This window comes from Methyloversatilis sp. MC4-4, assembly GCF_049843555.1.
Taxonomy (GTDB): Bacteria; Pseudomonadota; Gammaproteobacteria; order Burkholderiales; family Rhodocyclaceae; genus Methyloversatilis; species Methyloversatilis discipulorum_B.
Genome location: NZ_JBBHZK010000004.1, coordinates 129,969 through 145,305, shown reverse-complemented (window position 1 = coordinate 145,305; position 15,337 = coordinate 129,969). Strand labels below are relative to the sequence as shown.

General features: G+C 67.9%; 11 protein-coding genes and 1 tRNA gene. 3 read left to right on the top strand and 9 right to left on the bottom strand.

The genetic code is table 11. The annotated features are described in order from the left end of the window. Positions 1-11 precede the first annotated feature (11 nt). Positions 12-692, top strand: coding sequence for a DUF4197 domain-containing protein (locus WDZ97_RS16660; protein WP_425763480.1), 681 nt, complete (start codon positions 12-14; stop codon positions 690-692). 356 nt (positions 693-1,048) lie between these two features. Here WDZ97_RS16660 and WDZ97_RS16655 read toward each other — a convergent pair whose 3' ends face one another. Next, positions 1,049-3,376 (bottom strand): Tex family protein, encoded by a 2,328-nt coding sequence (locus tag WDZ97_RS16655; RefSeq protein ID WP_425763479.1) that lies wholly within the window; start codon positions 3,374-3,376, stop codon positions 1,049-1,051. Positions 3,377-3,502: 126 nt separating this feature from the next. On the opposite strand from WDZ97_RS16655, the gene WDZ97_RS16650 reads away from it, so the two are divergent. Continuing rightward, positions 3,503-5,512: a UvrD-helicase domain-containing protein gene (locus WDZ97_RS16650; protein ID WP_304006456.1), complete on the top strand. Its 2,010-nt coding sequence runs from the start codon at positions 3,503-3,505 to the stop codon at positions 5,510-5,512. Positions 5,513-5,965: 453 nt separating this feature from the next. Here the strand turns inward: WDZ97_RS16650 and WDZ97_RS16645 are convergent, their stop codons facing one another. Further along, entirely contained in the window at positions 5,966-6,544 is a 579-nt protein-coding gene (locus WDZ97_RS16645; protein ID WP_425763478.1) for a c-type cytochrome, read from the bottom strand. 159 nt (positions 6,545-6,703) lie between these two features. On the opposite strand from WDZ97_RS16645, the gene WDZ97_RS16640 reads away from it, so the two are divergent. Further along, a tRNA-Arg gene (locus WDZ97_RS16640) sits at positions 6,704-6,780 on the top strand. A gap of 187 nt (positions 6,781-6,967) precedes the next feature. On the opposite strand, the gene WDZ97_RS16635 is transcribed toward WDZ97_RS16640, so the two are convergent. The 7 genes from WDZ97_RS16635 to WDZ97_RS16605 form a co-directional block, all read right to left on the bottom strand. After that, complete coding sequence (locus WDZ97_RS16635) at positions 6,968-8,788, bottom strand: putative bifunctional diguanylate cyclase/phosphodiesterase (protein WP_425763477.1); 1,821 nt, start codon at positions 8,786-8,788, stop codon at positions 6,968-6,970. Next, positions 8,785-10,095: a sensor domain-containing diguanylate cyclase gene (locus WDZ97_RS16630; RefSeq protein WP_425763476.1), complete on the bottom strand. Its 1,311-nt coding sequence runs from the start codon at positions 10,093-10,095 to the stop codon at positions 8,785-8,787. The genes WDZ97_RS16635 and WDZ97_RS16630 overlap by 4 nt, the downstream gene beginning before the upstream one ends. A gap of 12 nt (positions 10,096-10,107) precedes the next feature. Continuing rightward, positions 10,108-10,500 (bottom strand): phosphonate transporter, encoded by a 393-nt coding sequence (locus WDZ97_RS16625; RefSeq protein ID WP_425763475.1) that lies wholly within the window; start codon positions 10,498-10,500, stop codon positions 10,108-10,110. A gap of 83 nt (positions 10,501-10,583) precedes the next feature. Then, positions 10,584-11,837 (bottom strand): AMP-binding enzyme, encoded by a 1,254-nt coding sequence (locus WDZ97_RS16620; protein WP_425763474.1) that lies wholly within the window; start codon positions 11,835-11,837, stop codon positions 10,584-10,586. Continuing rightward, the gene (locus WDZ97_RS16615) at positions 11,834-13,396 is read right to left on the bottom strand and encodes an HAL/PAL/TAL family ammonia-lyase (protein WP_425763473.1); all 1,563 of its coding nucleotides are present in this window, start codon (positions 13,394-13,396) and stop codon (positions 11,834-11,836) included. The genes WDZ97_RS16620 and WDZ97_RS16615 overlap by 4 nt, the downstream gene beginning before the upstream one ends. Before the next feature lie 129 nt (positions 13,397-13,525). After that, the gene (locus tag WDZ97_RS16610; protein ID WP_425763472.1) at positions 13,526-14,602 is read right to left on the bottom strand and encodes an acyltransferase family protein; all 1,077 of its coding nucleotides are present in this window, start codon (positions 14,600-14,602) and stop codon (positions 13,526-13,528) included. A 67-nt stretch (positions 14,603-14,669) separates the two neighbouring features. Then, positions 14,670-15,323 (bottom strand): pyridoxamine 5'-phosphate oxidase family protein, encoded by a 654-nt coding sequence (locus tag WDZ97_RS16605; protein WP_304004625.1) that lies wholly within the window; start codon positions 15,321-15,323, stop codon positions 14,670-14,672. Positions 15,324-15,337 lie beyond the last annotated feature (14 nt).

Sequence of the window (15,337 nt, the reverse complement as noted above, 5' to 3'; positions counted from 1 at the left end):
GGGCTTCGACCATGCGTGCGATTGTCGGTTTTGTGGCGTGTCTTGTCATGTGCACCCAGGTGTGGGCACTGTCACTGTCCGACCTGTCGGACAAGGACGCCGGCGGTGGCCTGAAGGAGGCACTGACCCAGGGCGCGTCGAAGGCGGTCGATCTGCTCGGCAAGCAGGACGGCTTCCTGAAGAACGCAAAGGTGAAGATCCCGATGCCCGACGGCCTGCGTCAGGCGGAAAAGCTGATGCGCACCTTCGGCATGAAGAAGCAGGCCGATGAACTGATCACCGCGATGAACCGTGCCGCCGAGGCGGCGGTACCGGAAGCGAAGGAACTGCTGGTCGGCGCGGTCAAAGAAATGAGCGTCGAGGACGCGAAGAAGATTCTGACCGGCGGCGACACGGCGGGCACCGAATACTTCAAGGGCAAGACCTCGGCCCAGCTGAAGGAACGCTTCAAGCCCATCGTGCAGAAGGCGATGGACAAGGTGGGTCTGGCCAAGAGCTACGAAAAGTTTGCGTCCAAGGGCGCACAGTACGGCGTGATCAGCAAGGAAGACGCCGACCTCGACAACTACGTGACGCAGAAGACGCTGGACGGCCTGTTCACGATGGTGGCCGAAGAGGAGAAGGCGATCCGCAAGAACCCGGTCGGCGCTGCCGGCAGCCTGGCGAAAAAGGTGTTCGGCGCGCTGCGCTAGGCGCGGCCCGCGCAGACCTTCGCGATAGCGCCGCCGCTCGACGCCGCTATCGCGAGCAAGCTCGCTCCCACACAAGCCCGGCCCCAGCTACAGGTCGGGCACGATCCCTGTGGGAGCGGCCTTGGCCGCGACGCGGCGGTTGCAGTCCGGCGGCTTCGATGCAGACCGCTGTCGGGGTCAGAAGACCCCTCCCACAAGAACCTCAACCGCGGTGAGGGCCAGGCACAGTCCACGGTGGGAGCGGCCCTGGCTGCAACACGGCCGTTGCAGACGGCCGGCTTCGATTCCGACTTCTGTCGGGGTCAGAAGACCCCTGACACAAGAACCTCAACCCCGGTGAGCGCCAAGCGCCGCCCTCAGCGCTTCGCGGCCTTCGCGAAGGCCGCGGCCAGCGCATTGTTGGCGGCAGGCGCCTCCTTGGCTTTGGCCATCGCGCGCGGGTCGGGGCGCGCACCGCGATTGTCGCGGCCACCGCCGGCAGGCTTCTTCACCACTTCGTCGCCCAGGCGCATGGTCAGCGCGATGCGCTTGCGTGCCAGGTCGACCTCGACCACCTTCACCTTGACGATGTCGCCCGCCTTCACCACTTCAGCCGGGTCCTTCACGAAGCGGTTGGCGATGGCCGACACGTGCACTAGCCCGTCCTGGTGCACGCCGATGTCGACGAAGGCGCCGAAGTTGGTCACGTTGGTCACCACACCTTCGAGCTGCATGCCCGGTTCGAGGTCCTTCATGTCCTCGACACCGTCGCGGAAGCTGGCCGTCCTGAACTCCGGGCGCGGGTCACGGCCCGGCTTTTCCAGTTCGCGCAGGATGTCCTGCACGGTCGGCAAGCCGAAGCGCTCGTCGGTGTATTTCTGCGCCGTCAGCTTCTTCACCGTGGCGGCGTCGCCGATCAGCTCACGCGCCTTCTTCTGCACGTCCGCCAGTATCCGTTCGACCACCGGATAGGCTTCCGGGTGCACCGCCGAGGCGTCGAGCGGATTGTCACCATTCATGATGCGCAAGAAGCCGGCGCACTGTTCGAAGGTCTTGTCGCCGAGGCGCGGCACCGACAGCAGGGCCTTGCGCGAAGGGAAGGCGCCGTGCGCGTCGCGGTGGGCGACGATGTTCTGCGCCAGCGTCGAGTTCAGACCGGAAATCCGCGCCAGCAGCGGGGCGGACGCGGTGTTCACGTCGACGCCGACCGCATTCACGCAGTCCTCGACCACCGCGTCGAGCGAGCGCGCGAGCTTGGTCTGGCTGACGTCGTGCTGGTACTGACCGACGCCGATGGCCTTGGGGTCGATCTTCACCAGTTCGGCCAGCGGGTCCTGCAGCCGGCGGGCGATGGACACTGCGCCGCGCAGGCTCACATCGAGACCGGGGAATTCCTTGGCCGCCAGTTCCGACGCCGAGTACACCGAGGCGCCCGCTTCCGACACGACGATCTTGGTCATTGCCAGTTCCGGCTTCAGCTTGATCAGGTCAGCCGCCAGCTTGTCGGTTTCGCGGCTGGCCGTGCCGTTGCCGATGGCGATCAGCTGCACGCCGTGCTTCTGCGCGAGTGCGGACAGCACATGCAGTGACCCGTCCCAGTCGCGGCGCGGCTCATGCGGATAGATGGTCGTCGTATCGACCAGCTTGCCGGTGGCGTCGACCACGGCCACTTTCACGCCGGTGCGGATGCCGGGGTCCAGGCCCATGGTGACGCGCGGACCGGCCGGTGCGGCCAGCAGCAGGTCCTTCAGGTTCTTGGCGAACACGCGGATCGCTTCCAGTTCGGCACGGCTGCGCAGCTCGCCCATCAGGTCGAGCTCGATGTGCACCGACAGCTTGACGCTCCAGGTCCAGCGCGCGGTATCGACCAGCCAGCGGTCCGCAGCACGGCCCTGGTCGCGGATACCGGCGTGCGTCATGACGCGGCGTTCGCAGGGGTTGGGTTCGGGCGAACGGCTGCCGTCCTCCGGGTCGCTGTCCAGCGCCAGCTTCACCCGCAGCGCCTCTTCGTTGCGACCGCGGAACAGTGCCAGCGCGCGGTGCGACGGAATGTCGGCCAGCTTTTCGCGGTAGGCGAAGTAGTCGCGGAACTTGGCGGCTTCCGCGTCGTTGTCCTTGCCGTCGGCCACGGTGGCGACCACCACGCCATGTTCACTCACGTAGTCGCGCAGCGCGCCGACCAGTTCGGCGCTTTCGGCGAAGCGCTCCATCAGGATCTGCCGCGCGCCGTCCAGCACCGCCTTGGTGTCGGCGAAGCCAGCTTCGGCGTTCAGGAACTTGGCAGCTTCGACGTCCGGTGTCAGCGTCGGATCGGCCAGCAGCGCGTCGGCCAGTGGCTCGATGCCCGCTTCGCGCGCGATCTGCGCCTTGGTGCGGCGCTTCTGCTTGTACGGCAGATACAGATCTTCCAGCCGCTGCTTGCTGTCGGCGTTCTCGATCTCGGCGCGCAGCGCCGGCGTGAGCTTGCCCTGTTCGTCGATGCTGGCGATCACCGCGACGCGGCGTTCTTCCAGTTCGCGCAGATAGCCGAGGCGCTCTTCGAGCAGACGCAGCTGGGTGTCGTCGAGGCCGCCGGTGGCTTCCTTGCGGTAGCGCGAAATGAAGGGCACGGTCGCGCCTTCGTCCAGCAGGGCGACGGCGGCGTTGATCTGTTGCGGGCGCGCGCCCAGTTCTGCGGCGAGCCGCTGTTCGATCGGAGGAAGCATGTGAAGCGGACAGGATGGGCTACGGGAGGCGCGAACCATACCCACGCGGGACGCATGCCGCAAGCCGGTACAATCCCGGCACTCCATCGATTGGTGCGCTGCCCGTCCGGGCGGTGACTGCATCCCATGCTGTCCGACATGAACGCGCCTCAGCGCGAGGCGGTGAAGTATCTCGACGGCCCGCTGCTGGTGCTGGCCGGTGCCGGCTCGGGCAAGACCCGCGTCATCACGCGCAAGATCGCTTATCTGGTGCAGGAGTGCGGCTTCGACCCGCGCAATATCGCCGCCATCACCTTCACCAACAAGGCCGCCAAGGAAATGCAGGAGCGCGCTTCGCACCTGCTCGAAGGGCGCGCCGGCAAGCAGCTCAACATTTCGACCTTCCACGCGCTGGGCGTGAAGATGCTGCGCACCGAAGCGAAGGCGGCTGGTCTGAAGCCGGCCTTTTCGATACTCGATTCGTCGGACGCGACAGCCATCGTGTCCGACATTTCGAAGGAAACCGAGAAGTCGCGGCTGCGCGCACTGGTGTCGCGCATTTCCGGCTGGAAGAACGCGATGCTGCCGCCGTCGGCCGCCGCCTCGCACGCCGCCGACGAGATGGAGGCGCTGGCCGCGCGCGTCTACGAGGAATACGAGCGCACGCTGCGCGCCTACCAGGCGGTCGATTTCGACGACCTGATCGGCATCCCGGCGCGCCTGCTCGCCAGCGACGAAGAACTGCTCGAACGCTGGCAGCGCCGGCTGCGCTACCTGCTGATCGACGAATACCAGGACACCAACAGCTGCCAGTACCAGATCGTCAAGCTGCTGGCCGGTCATCGCGGCGCCTTCACCGCGGTCGGGGACGACGACCAGGCCATCTACGCCTGGCGCGGCGCCGACGTCGAGAACCTGCGCAATCTGCAGACCGACTACCCGAAGCTGAAGGTGATCAAGCTCGAACAGAACTACCGTTCGATGCAGCGCATCCTGTCGGCCGCCAACACGCTGATCGCGCGCAACGAAAAGCTGTTCGACAAGAAGCTGTGGTCCGACATGGGGCGCGGCGACCCGATCACGCTGATGGTGGCGCGCGACGCCGAGCACGAGGGCGAGTGCGTGGCCATGCGCATCGCTTCGCACAAGTTCGAACACCGCGGCAAGTTCAGCGACTACGCGGTGCTCTACCGCGGCAACCACCAGGCGCGAGTGATCGAAACGGCGCTGCGCGAACAGAAGATTCCCTACGTCATCAGCGGTGGCCAGAGCTTCTTCGACCGTGCCGAAATCAAGGACGTGATGGCCTATCTGCGGTTGATCGCCAACGGCGACGACGACCCGGCCTTCATCCGCGCGGTGACGACGCCCAAGCGCGGCATCGGCGGCATGAGTCTCGAAGCGCTCGGCCGCTACGCCGGCGAGCGCCACATCGGCCTGTTCGCGGCGATGTTCGAAACCGGCGCCGAGCAGGCGCTGCCGGCACGCGCGCTGACCCCGCTGCGCGAATTCGGCGATTTCATCAACCGGCTTGAGTGGCGCGCCCGCACCGAGGCGCCGCGCCTCCTGCTTGAAGACCTGCTGCGCGGCATCGGCTACGAAACCTGGCTGTTCGAACAGTTCGAGCCGAAGGAAGCGGAAACGCGCTGGAACAATGTGCGCGAATTCGTCGACTGGATGGGCCGCAAGGGTGAGGAAGACGGCAAGACACTGATGGAACTGACGCAGACGGTCGCGCTGATCACCATGCTGGACAAGCGCGACGACGGCGAGGAACGCGACGCGGTGCAGCTGTCGACGCTGCACGCCTCCAAGGGCCTGGAGTACAAGCACGTGTTCCTGATCGGCCTGGAGGAAGGCATCCTGCCGCACCGCGAGTCCATCGACGGCGGCAAGATCGAGGAAGAGCGGCGCCTCATGTACGTCGGCATCACCCGCGCCCAGCGCACGCTGACGCTGAGTCACTGCGAACGGCGCAAGAGCGGCCGCGAATCGCGCGACTGCGAGCCGTCGCGCTTCATCGCCGAAATGGGCGAGGACGTGCAGCGCCCCAAGAAGGATGGCGCCGCCCCGACCGCCAAAGACCGCGCCACCAACGTCGCGCGGCTGGAGGCGATGAAAGCACTGCTGGCCGGCAAGGGGCCGGCGGGCGCTTGACCGGCGTCGCGCTTACCTCGCACGCGAGGCGGTCGCTGCAGCCTGCGGGCTCCGATCCAGGCCGCTGTCGGGGTCAGAAGACCCCTCCCACAGAACCCCGTCCGGCACTCGAGCCGTGGATCGGGCGCACCACCCCTGTAGGAGCGGTCTTCTGACCGCGACACGGCCGCAGCAGTCCGCCGGCTTCGATCCACGCCGCTGCCCGGGTCAGAAGGCCTCTCCCACAGAACCCCGTCCCGAGCTCAGGTCTTGGATAGGGCGCAGCACCCCTGTGGGAGCGGTCTTCTGACCGCGACGCGGCCGCTTCAGTCCGCCGACTTCGATCCACGCCGCTGCCGACGAACTCATGTGTCGAACGGCAGCCGAAAGCGGGCGTTGCGCACTCACGTCGCCCGCGATGGACAAAAAAAAGCCCGCTGGTCAGCGGGCTTTCTCTTTGCAGCGGTACTGCGCTTACTTCTTCTCTTCGTAAGCCGGCGCCGCAATGGCCGCGGCTTCGACCGGCGCCGCGGCTGCATCGGCAGCCGGCGCTTCGGCCGCGTCGGCGACCTTCGGTTCGGCGAAGCTGGCGCCCGACTTGTTGCCCATGTAGGCCACGGCGCGGGTGATTTCGTCGTCGCTCAGCGAGGCGTTACCGCCCTTGGCCGGCATCGCGCCCTTGCCGTTGATCGCCGACTTCACCAGTGCATCGAGGCCGGTGGCAATACGGCTGGCCCACGCGCCACTGTCGCCCAGCTTCGGCGCGCCGGCCATGCCGGCGTCGTGACAGGCGGCACAGGCGCCCTTGTAGATCTGCTCGCCCGTTTTCGGGCCCTTGGCTTCCGGCTCGCCCAGAGCGAGTTGCGCAACCGGCTGGATCGCGCGCGACACCACTTCCGGATCAGGATTGCTGGCGCCCTTGTAGCCGGACGACACGTACTGGGCCACCAGCACGCCCAGACCGACAAACACCACAAATGACAGTACGACCACCGCGATCAGCTGTTGCGGCGTCTTGATGAGAGTTTCGTGCTCTTCGTGCGCGTCCGACATGGTGCCTTCCTCTGATGACCTGGATAGGGTTGGAAAAACAGAACGCGCCATTATAGCGGCAGCCGGCGCCGCCTGCGCCCCGGACGCACCACCCACATGGACGCGCAGGCGCAAAGCGGCTATCCTTCGCCGCCTGCGGGCTGTTTCACCGCCCGCAATGCGCCCGTAGCTCAGCTGGATAGAGTACTGCCCTCCGAAGGCAGGGGTCGTGCGTTCGAATCGCGCCGGGCGCGCCATGCATACAACGGGTCAGTCTTCGCGGACTGGCCCGTTTTCATTTGCGTTCGCCTGCCGTCCTCGGCGGGTGGCATGGTCAGTGCCCGCGGTGCGCGGGCGTGCCCACGTCGGCGCGATCCGCGACTCCTGGCCAACGCGGGTGTCTGCACAGGGATTGCCGCAGCGGTCCGCAGGATCTTGCGGTCGTCAGGCGCGGAAGCCGGAGGCGGCGCGCAGGGGCGCCGCAGCGGACGGATGGGTTTCGGCCGGCATCGGGTCGGCCGCACCGATGCGTTCCGCGAGCCACTGCGTGGCAGCAGGCGCAGCCAGCGGACGCGACCACAGGTAGCCCTGCCCCTTGTTGCAGTCCAGCGTCGCCAGCAGCGCCGCCTGACCTTCGGTCTCGATGCCTTCGGCGGTCGTGCTCATGCCAAGGCTGCGGGCAACGCGCACGGTGGCTTCGATCAGCACCCTTTTGTGCAGATTGCTCTCGGCGTCGGAGACGAAGGAGCGATCGATCTTGACCGTATCGATCGGCAGCTGGCCGAGACAGGCCAGCGAGGAATAACCGGTACCGAAATCGTCCAGTGCAAGCGCGATGCCGAGCGCCTTCAGTTCGAGCAGGCGGGCGCGGATGTCATCGCCCTGAGCCGCCATGCTCTCGGTCACTTCCAGCTGCAGCGCCTGCGCCGGCAGGCCGCTCGATTCGAGCACGCGCGCAACCTGGTCGGTGATGACGGCGTCCTGAAGTTGTGCGCGCGACAGGTTGACCGACACCATGCCGGGCGCCTGCGCGCCGAAGCGGCGCTGCCAGGCGGCCAGCTGTCGGCAGGCCGAATCGAGCACGAACTCGCCGACCGCGCCGATCAGGCCGCACTCCTCGGCAATCTCGATGAACTCGACCGGCGACACCAGACCGCGCTGCGGATGCTGCCAGCGCACCAGCGCCTCGAAGCCCGCGACGCGACCGTCGGCCAACTCGACAATGGGCTGGTAGACGACGAACAGTTCGCTCTGTTCGAGCGCCCGCCGCAGTTCCACTTCGAGTGCGCCGCGACGGGTCGCAATGTCCTTGATCGACGGCGTGAACAGCACGTGACGCCCGCCGCCGGCGCGCTTCGCCTCCTGCATGGCGAGGCTCGCGTCCTGCAGCACGGCGTTCGCTTCGGCCGCGGCATGATTTCCGGCGACGACGCCAATGCTGGCGGAAATATGAACCTCGACGCCGTCGATCAGATAGGGGCGGGACAGCGTGTCGATCAGCCGTTGCGCGATGCTGTGCACGTCCTCGCTGCCACGCAGGCCATCGAGCAGTACAACGAATTCGTCGCCGCCGAGGCGGGCCGTTGTATGCAGCGGCTCCCGCGCAGGGCCGACGGCATCGCGCTGACGCACGGTGCCGTTCAGCCGCTCGGCCACCATGCGCAGCAGCCGGTCGCCACCGGCCTGCCCGAGCGTCAGATTGACGCGATTGAAGCGGTCGCAGTTAATGAACAGCACGGCAAAGGTGGGGGCACCGCTGGCGTCAGGGCGCGCCAGCGCCTGCTGTATGCGCTCCAGCACGGCGGAGCGGTTGGGCATCAGCGTCAGGCTGTCGGTGCGCGAGGCGTCGCGCATCCGCGACGCCAGACGCTGTTGCTCCAGTTCGACCTCGTGCGTCACGTCATTGACGCAGCCCATGATGGTGTGGGCATCGAGCCGCAGCAGGCTGATACCGAGCACGCGCCGACTTCCGGTCGTCGGCGTTACCGGCATGCGCAACCCCTCGCACACCAGCGCACCCGGCTCGATGGCGGCGTCGGCCATGGCGCGCAGATCCGGCGCCACCTCGTCCAGCACCTCGAACAGGTTGTCGAGATTGCCCTGCCGCGCCAGCGGCATCAGCAACTGCGCCGAGCGCGGATTCATCATCGTCACCGTGCCGTCGGGCCGGATCTGCAGCAGGCCGATCGGCGCCTGATAGAGGAACTGGATCAGCGCCTCATAGGCGGGCGGCTGCAGATCCTCTGGGTCGCTGTCCGGCTTCATCGCACGGCCGCCGACTGAAGCGCCGGCTGCCAGCGCTCTACCCGGTTGCGGCCGCCGGCCTTGGCCGCATAGAGCGCCTCGTCGGCACGCTGCATCAGGGCATCGAAATCGCTCACGTCCGCATCCATCGTCGCAACGCCGGCGCTGATCGTGTAGCGCACGGCCTGCCCGCCGACCTCCACCGCCTGCGACGCGAGCAGCTGGCACAGGCGCTGGGCGACAATCTCTGCGCCCTCCAGCGTGGTGTCCGGCAGCAGCACGACGAATTCCTCGCCACCGAAGCGCGCCAGCACGTCCATCGCGCGGAAGGTCGCGGTCATGCCGGCGGCGAGATGGCGCAGTACGGCGTCGCCGGCGGCATGTCCGTACTGGTCGTTGATGCGCTTGAAATGGTCGGCGTCTATCATCACCAGCGACAGCGGCCGCGGGAAGCGCGCCCAGCGCTGCATCTCCAGCTCGACCGCCTCGACGAAGGCGCGGCGGTTCAGCAGGCCGGTCAGGTGATCGCAGGACACCGCCTTCAGCAATGCTTCCGCCGCCTCGCGCCGGTCTGACACGTCGCGGATGATGAGGCTGTAGGCATGTTCGTCCGTCGGCGCGTCGTCGCGGTCGTGCAGCGGCGCGATCAGGCAGCTGCCCCAGTAGCGACCGGCATCGGCGCGCACGCACCAGCCCTCGTCCAGGCTCCAGCCGGTGCGGTCGGCCTCGTGCAGCCGGTCGAGCACACGCTGTTCGGAAATCGCGTCTTCAGGGTAGAACATCGACAGGCTGCGACCGATCACCTGGTCCTCGGTGAAACCGGTGATGCGGGCGATACTCGGGTTCCAGTCCTGCACACAGCCATGGTGGTCGAGCGATACCAGGGCGTAGTCGGTCAGGCCGATCGCCAGCGTGTTGATCCAGGCCTGGCTCTGGCGCAGTTCGCGGTCCCGGCGGACCGACTGCGTCACGTCGGAAATGACGGCCATCAGCCGCTCGGCGTCGAGCTTGAGCAGCGTCAGCGCCAGCACCTGGCTCTGCCTGCGGCCGGGCTGGCCGGTCGCGATGGGCACCTGCAGCGCGTCGCACACCGTGCCGTGCACGTCCGGAAAATCCTGCACCCGCTGTCGCAGGTCGGGCACTACGGCTTCCAGCGCGGTGAACAGATTGGCCAGCTGGCCGTCCGGGGAGAGCGGCATCAGCAGCTGTGCGCACAGCGGATTGATCATCGTGATCTCGCCATCCGCCAGCGTCTGTACAAGGCCTATCGGCGCCATGTACATGAACTGCAGCAGCGCTTCGTATTCCTCTTCTACCGGTGCGCTCATGCGTGCTCCGGCTCAGGTCTGGCGGTGGACCAGCACATAGCGCAAGTCGCTGCCGGGTCGGGCGAGCAATCTGAGCTTCACCTTGACCGGGCGCATGCGCAGGGTCAGCACGTAGTCGATGGTGTCGTCGAGCACACTGCCGTCCTGCTGCGCGTCCTCGAAGCGCTGGGCAACCATGAAGTTGTTCATGCACGGCGCCACCATGGTGAACAGCGCGTGCCCGATCACTCGATCGGGCGACAGGCCGGCGGCGGCCGATTCGAAGCGGTTGTAACGTCTGACCTGGGTTGCGTCGTCCATGCCGATGACGCCGAAGTCGAGGCTGTCGAGCTCGGCATCGCTGGCGCGGTCGAGATAGTCAAACAGTGCTGCATTGGAGAACGAGAGGGTCTGTTCCGTATTCATGGTGCTCCCTGGGTCGGTATCAACGGACACCTTGAGGTGCGCCGGATGGCAATGCGGAGGCAGCGGACACTCCGGACAACGGATCAGTTATCGGGAGTGCACCCGCGAACTTGAGGAGGCAACGAGGGCGCGATCGGCCAATCGACCAGCTTGCCGCGGGCGTCTACCGGCAACTGGTCACCGAACGACCAGGCGCGTGGACATTCGGGTGCCGACAGGCGTTCCCTCACCCACGCTTCAAGTGCGGGCAGCAGCGCCGCCGGGGTGGCGCCTGCGTGCGGCACGACGAAGGCCTTCAGGCGTTCGCCCTCGGTCGGCGACATGCGGCGTACCGCGCACGCCTCGACCAGCGGGTGTTCGAGCAGCACGTCGCGCACCCGCGCCGGAAACACGTTGATGCCCGCCACCTGCACCGCTTCGTCGCGTCGCCCGGCCAGGCGGAAGCACCCGTCGGGCAGCCACTCGATCACGTCCTGCAGCACAGCTCGAAGCTCGCCACCGTCCGCCGTCGAACGCACCAGTGCCGCGTCGTCGGCCACCGCGCGGCGCCAGTGCGGCATCAGCGCGTAGGGCGCGCCAGCGGCGTCGCGCCAGCCGATGCCGGCCGTCTCCGAACTGCCATAGATCTGCAGCAGACGCGCCAGCCCCTGCGCGCACAGCGCATCGGCCAGCACATCCGGGCAGGGCGCGGTAGAGCTGCTACCGATGATGTCGGCAGGCAGCTGCGGACCGAAGCGGGCGAGCAGCGACCAGTGCGCCGGATGGCTCACCAGCAGATCGCCCGGCTGCAGCCGGGCGGCCAGCGCCTGCGGCGGCAGCGGCCGCACATCGACGACATCGTGCGTGCCCAGCCGGGGCGGCAGCAGGACGCCGAAGATGAAGCCATAGATGTGATGGACCGGCACCGCGACCAGCACCCGCCGGCGCGGCCCGATGTGGGCAGCCAGCGCATCGGCCTCCTCCTCCAGCATTGCCAGCGCGTGTGCGCACGCCTTCGGCATGCCGGTGCTGCCGGACGTGCGGAAGGTCAGGCGGCGGCCATCCTGCGCGAGGCCTTCGCGGGCCAGCGCGCAGTACTGACCGAAAGTACTCGCCGCCGGCAGCGCATCGATCACCGTGCTGTCGTGCAGCTGCAGCAGTTCGGCGATGGCGGCGGCCAGCGTATAGCGCTCCAGCGAATCGAGCCCGAAACCGCTGTCGTCGAACGCCATCGACGCCGACCACGGCTGCGGCGGCAGCGGTGAGCCGCCGGGCCGCAGCCGTCGCACCTCGTCGGCGATCAGGTCGGCGAGCACGCGTTCCAGCGCCGGGCCGTCGGCGTGCCAAGGGGCGCTCATCCGTCCGACTCCAGCACGTCTGCTGCGCTGCCTGTGCGCAGCACGCCCACCAGCCGGGTCAGTTCATGGTCCAGCGCGCGGTCCTCGACCACCAGCGGAATGCAGGACTCGAGCCACGACTGGGTGTGCGCCAGCACCGGCGGCAGCGCACCGGCGTCGATGCGGCCGCGCAGCGCGACCGCCTGCCGGGCCGACACCAGCATCGCCGCCAGCACCTGTTCGCCCAGTTCGAGCACGCGCAGGCAGTCGCGCGCGGCGATCGTGCCCATGCTCACCTTGTCCTGGTTGTGGCATTCGGTCGAGCGCGAGAACACCGACGCCGGCAGGGTGGTCTTCAGCGCCTCGGCGGTCCACGCCGACACGGCGATCTGCAGCGCCTTCAGGCCGTGGTTCAGTGCGCCACGTTCGCCGGTGGCGGCGGTCAGGTTGTCGGGCAGGCCGTGGCTGAAGCGGCTGTCCACCAGCAGCGCGAGCTGGCGGTCCAGCAGGTCGAGCACATTGGCGACCGCGGTCTTCAGGCTGTCCATCGCGAACGCGACGTGACCGCCGTAGAAATGTCCGCCATGCAGCACGCGCCCGCTGTCCGGGTCGATCAGCGGATTGTCGTTGGCGCTGTTCAGTTCGTTCTCGATCAGCGTCCGCGTGAAGGGCAGCGCGTCTTCGAGCACGCCGATCACGTGCGGCGCGCAGCGCAGCGAGTAGCGGTCCTGCAGCCGTGCCGGATTGCGTGCCGTGCCGGCGTCGCAGGCGAGATCGCGACACAGCCGGCGCGCCACCGCCTGCGGTCCCGGATGCGGCTTGGCGGCGAACAGCAATGCGTCGAAGTGGTGCGGGTTGCCGGCGGTCGCGAACACGTTCAGCGCGGTCAGGCGGGTGGCGACCCGGCTGCAGCGGCGCGCCCGCTGCCAGGCGAGACAGGCCAGCGCGGTCATGACGGCGGTGCCGTTCATGATGGCGAGTCCCTCCTTCGGCTGCAGCGACAGCGGCTGGATGTCGGCTTCGGCCAGCGCCTCGCGCGCCGGCATGCGCCGCCCTCGCCACAGCACGTCGCGCTCGCCGCACAGCGCGGCGGCGACGTAGGACAGCGGCGTCAGATCGCCGCTGGCGCCGACCGACCCTTCGGCCGGAATGCAGGGCAGGATATCGTGCTCCAGCAGCGCCGCCAGATGCTGCAGCAGTGCGTAGCGCACACCGGACATGCCCTGGCACAGCGAGGCCAGCCGCGCGGCCAGCACCGCGCGCGTCTCGTCGGCCTCCAGCAGGCGTCCCATGCCGACGCCGTGATAGGTGTAGAGGTGATGAGGCAGCTCCGTCACCTGCGCGGCGGGCACCGCCACTGTGCACGAGTCGCCGTAGCCGGTGGTGACGCCGTAGATCACGCCGTCGTCGGCGAGCAGCTGCAGCACGACGCGGGCGCCGGCGTCGATGCGGCCGCGGAAGGCGGTCTCGGTCGACAGCACGGCGCGACGCCTGCCGTCGGCGATGCCGGCGATCGCCTCGATGTCGAGCGGGCGACCGTCGAAAACGACGTCATCGTGTTCCGGTGCGGCAGCGGTCATGAGATCCCTATCGAAGTGGGCACGGAGGCGAAGCACGGCAGCGGACGGCCGGGCTGCGCAGTGTTGCCCGGGCACCGGGCCGAAGCGAAGACAGCGGCCGGGCGACGTGGTTTCACGCGCGTCGGTGGTTCAGCCAGCGCAGCGCCGTTCGACCTGGCGATGGAACAGCGCACCGGCCGCCACGCTGGCCGCCCACGCGAAGACAAGCGCCGCGGGCGCAGTGTCCGGCGTGGCGCCCCACAGACGGGTGACGACGGCGTTCACCAGCATGGCCACCGGGTAGTGGATCAGGAAGACCGAGAACGAGATCCGGCCGAGGAAGGCGAGCGCCGGAATGTCGGGCCAGCGCGCCAGCAGCCCGCTGCGCAGGCCGCCCCACAGCAGCAGTGCCACGCAGCCGGCGAAAGCAACGCGTTCGCGGTGTTCGAGGGTCAGCGCCAGCAGCACGGCGGCGGCGACCGCCACGCCCCACAGCAGCGAGCGGCCCGGTCTGGACAACCAGCAGGCGGCAGCCCCCAGCGCATAGACACCGAAATAGTAAGGACCGGCGACGTCCCACCCGGTATCGCGATTGATCACGAACAGCGACGCGGCGGCAACGCCGGCGGTGATCGCGGCGAGCACGACGGCGTGGCGCGTCGGGCCGGTGCGCGAGGCCAGCCAGACCAGCAGCGCCGCCATCGCGTACAGCTGGAAGTCGATCGCCACGTACCAGACGCCGGCCGACAGCGCCTCGACGCCGACGATGTCCTGCAACAGCAGTGCGTGCGCGAGCAGCTGACCGACCGAGGGCGTACCGGGCAGGCTGGGGTCGTCGATCAGGGCGCGGGCAATCGCGGCGCAGACGACGCTGATCAGCACGGCCGCCATGCAGGGCAATGCCAGCCGGCGATAGCGCTTCCACAGCACCGCCGGCAGCGACAGCGGTCGCGGCTGCAGCGCCGGCGCCAGCGCACGGGCCGCGAGGAAGCCACCGATGACGAAGAACACCTGAACCGCCAGCCGCCCGTCGTAGTAGAGCCAGTCGGACAGAGCAGGAAAGCGGCTGCGGAAGGCCTCCGCCAGCGGACCGTAGGCGACCAGGTGATGCAGCACGATGAGCTGCGACGCGACTGCCTTCAGCGTGTCGAATATCGCGAGGCGCGAAGCGACGTCGTGCCGGTCGGCGCGGGAGAGGGCATCGGTGCCGACCGTCGGCGCATGCATTGCGGGGGATTCCAGTGCGAGGCCCCGCATTGTGCATGCCGCTGGCCCGAATTCAAGGCCGGCCGCGTCAGCCCTCGCCGCGCGCCACTTTTGCCTCGTAGGTGGCGAGATCCAGCAGACCTTCCTGCATCGCCTGCCGGCGTTCGTGCTCCGGCAACACGTCCTGCACCATGTCCAGCCGCTTCCACGAGGCAAGCGGCGTCGTGCATTCCGCCTTCGGCACGTACTTCGACTGTTCGAGCTTGCGGTAGCGATGGACGTAGCGCGGACAATTCACCCAGATCTTGCTGACCGTTACGCGCACCAGATACTTGGCTTCGTCGTAGTCCGCCAGCAGCGGATCGTCGGCGAGGAATTCGGCGCTGCCCTGCACACGCACGCGGTGCGGGTTCTCGAAATCGATGAACAGCAGGCCGACGCGCGACTGGCCGACGATATTGCCCACCGAGTAGAACATGCCGTTGCCGTCGTAGCCCGGGAACACCAGCGTGTGCGCGTCGAGCACCTTGACAAAGCCGGTGGGGCCGCCCTTGTACGACACCGTGGGATTGCCGTCGGGATCGACCGTCGACAGGAAGAACATGTCGCGCGACGTGATGAAGGCGCGCTCGTCGTCCGAAATCTGCTCATGCACCCACCCGGTGTCGAGCATCTCGGCCAGGCCGGTGGTGCCGTAGGCCTGTTGCAGTGCGCGATGGTGGTCTGAATACAGGGAAGACATGGCGGTTCTCCTCG

Coding starts and splice junctions, on each gene's coding strand:
- WDZ97_RS16645 (WP_425763478.1), bottom strand. CDS start 6,544: ATGTCGGACGCGCACGAAGAGCACGAAACTCTCATCAAGACGCCGCAA.
- WDZ97_RS16660 (WP_425763480.1), top strand. CDS start 12: ATGCGTGCGATTGTCGGTTTTGTGGCGTGTCTTGTCATGTGCACCCAG.
- WDZ97_RS16620 (WP_425763474.1), bottom strand. CDS start 11,837: ATGAGCGCCCCTTGGCACGCCGACGGCCCGGCGCTGGAACGCGTGCTC.
- WDZ97_RS16630 (WP_425763476.1), bottom strand. CDS start 10,095: ATGAGCGCACCGGTAGAAGAGGAATACGAAGCGCTGCTGCAGTTCATG.
- WDZ97_RS16615 (WP_425763473.1), bottom strand. CDS start 13,396: ATGACCGCTGCCGCACCGGAACACGATGACGTCGTTTTCGACGGTCGC.
- WDZ97_RS16650 (WP_304006456.1), top strand. CDS start 3,503: ATGCTGTCCGACATGAACGCGCCTCAGCGCGAGGCGGTGAAGTATCTC.
- WDZ97_RS16605 (WP_304004625.1), bottom strand. CDS start 15,323: ATGTCTTCCCTGTATTCAGACCACCATCGCGCACTGCAACAGGCCTAC.
- WDZ97_RS16625 (WP_425763475.1), bottom strand. CDS start 10,500: ATGAATACGGAACAGACCCTCTCGTTCTCCAATGCAGCACTGTTTGAC.
- WDZ97_RS16635 (WP_425763477.1), bottom strand. CDS start 8,788: ATGAAGCCGGACAGCGACCCAGAGGATCTGCAGCCGCCCGCCTATGAG.
- WDZ97_RS16655 (WP_425763479.1), bottom strand. CDS start 3,376: ATGCTTCCTCCGATCGAACAGCGGCTCGCCGCAGAACTGGGCGCGCGC.
- WDZ97_RS16610 (WP_425763472.1), bottom strand. CDS start 14,602: ATGCATGCGCCGACGGTCGGCACCGATGCCCTCTCCCGCGCCGACCGG.